Raw genomic sequence first — 3,763 nt, forward strand, 5'->3', positions numbered from 1 at the left:
AACAGAATCCGGGGCGGGGGCCGCCCACCGCCGGTATCGAGACGAGCATCCCCGCAGATCGCAAGATCGACGGCATCGCGGAGGTCACCTTCGAGAATGCGCTATCGCCTCTCGCCGGTCGCGCGCAGACTGCGCTCGCGTATGAGGATGAGGTCAACATCTTCCGCCGCACGCTGCTGCACGCGGGCCCTCCCGGAACCTCACGCTGGTTCGACGTCGCCCCCGGTGAGAAGCCGGGCTCGCGTGCGATCATCTACCTGCGCCGCGGTGACGATGAGGGCACGATCGGGTTCCACAGGTTCTTCAAGAAGGAACTCACCCCGGCGCTCATCGCAACGGGCGGACTGAAGGAACTGCGCACGCAGATCTTCCTGCCGTGGACCAAGGCCACCTGGGACACCCCGAACGTCGCCCACGACAACCCCGACGATCAGCACCTGCACGCATCCGTCGTGCTCGGTTTCGCCGACGACGCCGCCCGCGACGCGTTCTACACGACCCACACGGCAGCACTCACGGAGATGCTCGCGCCGCATGTCTCGGCCATTCACGCCTACGACGTGGAGGCTGCGCTCACCTACGTCAGGGACAGCGAGATCCTGCCCCGCTACGAGGACTGAATCGGCTTACGCGACCGGGCTCGGGAGCGGGCCTGGCTGGATAATCAGGCAGGTGCTGGATGCTGTCGCAAGCACACGACCTTCGCTGTCGCGGATGTCCGCCTCGGCGAACGAGGCGCTGCGCCCGCGGCGGGTCACCCATCCGTGCGCGGTCACCTGTCCGGTGTCTGCCGTGATCGGGCGAAGGAACGACACCTTGATCTCGAGGCTCGTGTATCCGACGCCGGCGGGCAGCGTCGAATGGACGGCGCATCCGCACACCGAATCGAGCACGGTGGCGAAGAACCCGCCGTGCACCGAGCCGATCGGGTTGTAGTGCGATTCGTCCGGCACCGCCGTCATCACGACGTCTCCGTCATCGATTGTGACGAAGTCGAGCCCGATGTGACTGCTGATGGGCGGCGGCGGGACCTCGCCCGATGCGACCGCCCGCAGCTGCTCGAGACCTGTGCGGGAGAAGAGGGCGCGCTTGTCACGCCCCGGTACCCGGTAGTTGAGCGTGCGCGTTCGTTCGGTCGAGGACGCGGCGTCGGAGTCGGTCATGAGTGCTCCCCGGGCAAGATGGCGGCGACCTGCGTGCGGATGCTCGCCAGGATCTCTGCACGGCTTGCGTCGACGTTCAGACTCGACCCCATCTCGAGGAACATGATGGCCGAGATCGCCCGGGCCAACGACGGCCCCTCCGCGGGTGCCACCTTCGCTCGGTCGATCAGGATGTCGGAGTACACCTGCTCGGTCTGTGCCACGATCATCAGCGCTTCGGCGTGACGAGGCTCGGCAGGATCACCGAAGACCATCTCACGCAGGTAGGTGCGACCGTTCTCCACCTGCGTGCGATTGCAATCGACGATCGCGGAGACCAACGCCATGACGCCGTCCAAGGCGCTCGCCGCGTCGGCCGCCGCAGCGCGCCCGCGTTCCAGAGCCTCGGTGTAGTGGGCGTTCTGCACGAGCAGCAGCAGCTCGCCCTTGGTCTTCGCGTAGAGGAACAGCGTGCCGGTGCCGATGTCGGCCGCTTCCGCGATCTGCTGCGTGGTGACCTCATCGACACCGTGCTTCGCGAACAATGCACCGGCGGCAGCAGTGATGCGCTCGAGTTTGGCCTGCTTGTTCCGCTCGCGCCGCCCGAGCGGCTGTGGAGCCACTGGCATTGATCCTCCTGGAATAAACTATGACTTGCCTCAGTTATGAGTATAGTCACTGTCGGGTGGGGTGGCTCCGATCATTCTCCCACGCCGTTGCCCGGCCACCCGGCTGAGCTTCTGGGACAGTGGCGGTCCGTCCGTTGCAAAGGAATCCCACCTGTTATGACTTCGTCCCTCTGGCAGCCGCTCACTCTCGGCCGCATCGAACTCGCGCATCGACTCGCGCTGGCGCCGATGACACGCAATCGTGCGAATGCCGACGGCACTCCTGGCGCGCACACCGCGACCTACTACGCGCAACGCGCTTCACTGGGACTCCTGATCACCGAGGGCGTCCAGCCGTCTGCCGACGGACAGGGATACTTCAACACCCCCGGCATCTACACGCCGGGGCACGTCGAGGGATGGCGCGAGGTCGCCGATGAGGTGCACACGAACGGCGGGCACCTGTTCATCCAGCTGATGCACGCCGGCCGCATCTCGCACCCCGACAACACATCTCATCACCGCCAGCCCGTCGCCCCGTCGGCGATCTCGGCCGAGCAGACGATGTACACCGCCGAAGGCCCCAAGACGACACCCGTCCCGCGCGCGCTCCGCACGGAGGAGATCCAGAACGTCATCGGCGAGTTCCGTCATGCTGCGGCATCCGCGATCGCAGCCGGCGCCGACGGCGTCGAGATCCACGCCGCCAATGGGTACCTCCTGCACCAGTTCCTCTCCCCGAACGCCAATGAGCGCACGGACCAGTACGGCGGGTCGATCGAGAATCGGGCCCGGTTCGTCGTCGAGGTCGCGGCGGCTGTCGCCGACGAGATCGGCGCCGACCGCACCGGCATCCGCATCTCCCCCGCTTTCCCGCTCGGCGGACTCGTCGAAGGCGACACCGAGGCGGTGCGTGCGCAGTATCGTCACTTGGTCGGCGAACTCGCGCCGTTGAATCTCGCGTACCTGCACGTGCACCACCTGGGTGACGATGAACTGCTGCGGTCGTTCCGCGATGTCTGGCCGACCGTCGTGCTCGTCGTCCGCTACGGCCGGGAACGCGAAGGCATCGCCGCCGACATCGAGGCGGGCCTTGCCGACGTCGAGCCCCTCGGCCGGTTCGCCCTCGCGAACCCCGACGTCGTGGAGCGCCTGCGGGGCGATCTGCCGTTCAACGACGTCGATCCGGCCACCCTCTACACAGGCGGTGCGACCGGCTACACCGACTACCCCGTCCTCACGAACGCCTGACCACGCCGATCCGACCAGGAAGAAGAACACACATCATGACTTCATTGAACGGCGCCATCGTCCTCGTCACCGGCGCGAACGGCGGCATCGGAACCCACTTCGTCCGCGAAGCACTCGCCCGCGGCGCGGCGAAGGTCTACGCCACCGCCCGCAGCCCTCGCGAATGGGATGACGAGCGGATCGTCCCTCTCGCCCTCGACGTCACGGATGCCGAGTCCATTCGCGCGGCCGTCGAAGCCGCACCCGACGTGACCGTGCTGGTCAACAATGCCGGCGCATCCACATCGTCCCCCGGCATCCTCACCCACACCGACGAGGAGATCCGCCGGAACGTCGAGACCAACTTCCTCGGTCCGCTTTTCCTTGCGCGCGCGTTCGCTCCCGTGCTCGCGGCGCACGGCGGCGAGACGGCGATCATCGACATCCACTCGGCTCTGAGCTGGTACGCCGTCGCGGGCATCTACTCGGCGACCAAGGCGGCACTGTGGTCGGCGACGAACTCGCTCCGACTCGAGCTCCAGCCTGCAGGTGTCCAGGTCGTGGGAGTTCACGTCGGTTGGGTCGACACCGCGATGGCCGCGCACACCACCGACCCGAAGCTCGACCCCGCCGTGCTCGTCGCCAAGGTGCTCGACGCCACCGAGGCCGGCGAGTACGAGGTGCTCGCCGACGACACATCGGTGAACGTCAAAGCGGGTCTCTCGGCTCCGCTCGAGGCGCTCTACCCGCAGCTCGCCGCAAAGTAGAGTGACGACGCGGGCG

Annotated in this window: 5 protein-coding genes; 3 read left to right on the plus strand and 2 right to left on the minus strand. The window is 67.0% G+C overall.

The genetic code is table 11. The annotated features are described in order from the left end of the window. The coding region (locus ACNPNP_RS03595) for a strictosidine synthase (protein WP_448964693.1) at positions 1–620 on the plus strand (620 nt) is incomplete at its 5' end. Between the two features lie 6 nt (positions 621–626). Here ACNPNP_RS03595 and ACNPNP_RS03600 read toward each other — a convergent pair. After that, complete coding sequence (locus tag ACNPNP_RS03600; protein ID WP_448964694.1) at positions 627–1,163, minus strand: PaaI family thioesterase; 537 nt, start codon at positions 1,161–1,163, stop codon at positions 627–629. Then, positions 1,160–1,771, minus strand: a complete 612-nt coding sequence (locus ACNPNP_RS03605) for a TetR/AcrR family transcriptional regulator (protein ID WP_448964695.1) — start codon at positions 1,769–1,771, stop codon at positions 1,160–1,162. The genes ACNPNP_RS03600 and ACNPNP_RS03605 overlap by 4 nt, the downstream gene beginning before the upstream one ends. Positions 1,772–1,927: 156 nt before the next feature. Between ACNPNP_RS03605 and ACNPNP_RS03610 the strand changes: the two genes are divergently transcribed. Then, the gene (locus ACNPNP_RS03610; RefSeq protein ID WP_448964696.1) at positions 1,928–3,001 is read left to right on the plus strand and encodes an alkene reductase; all 1,074 of its coding nucleotides are present in this window, start codon (positions 1,928–1,930) and stop codon (positions 2,999–3,001) included. A 35-nt stretch (positions 3,002–3,036) separates the two neighbouring features. Further along, a complete protein-coding gene (locus ACNPNP_RS03615; protein ID WP_448964697.1) occupies positions 3,037–3,747 on the plus strand; it encodes an SDR family oxidoreductase in 711 nt (236 codons plus the stop codon). The last annotated feature ends 16 nt before the right edge of the window (positions 3,748–3,763 follow it).

The sequence above is a fragment of the Microbacterium xerophyticum genome, from assembly GCF_053543555.1.

Excerpts from the sequence above, each read along its gene's own strand:
- ACNPNP_RS03600 (WP_448964694.1), bottom strand. The coding sequence starts at position 1,163 with ATGACCGACTCCGACGCCGCGTCCTCGACCGAACGAACGCGCACGCTC.
- ACNPNP_RS03605 (WP_448964695.1), bottom strand. The coding sequence starts at position 1,771 with ATGCCAGTGGCTCCACAGCCGCTCGGGCGGCGCGAGCGGAACAAGCAG.
- ACNPNP_RS03610 (WP_448964696.1), top strand. The coding sequence starts at position 1,928 with ATGACTTCGTCCCTCTGGCAGCCGCTCACTCTCGGCCGCATCGAACTC.
- ACNPNP_RS03615 (WP_448964697.1), top strand. The coding sequence starts at position 3,037 with ATGACTTCATTGAACGGCGCCATCGTCCTCGTCACCGGCGCGAACGGC.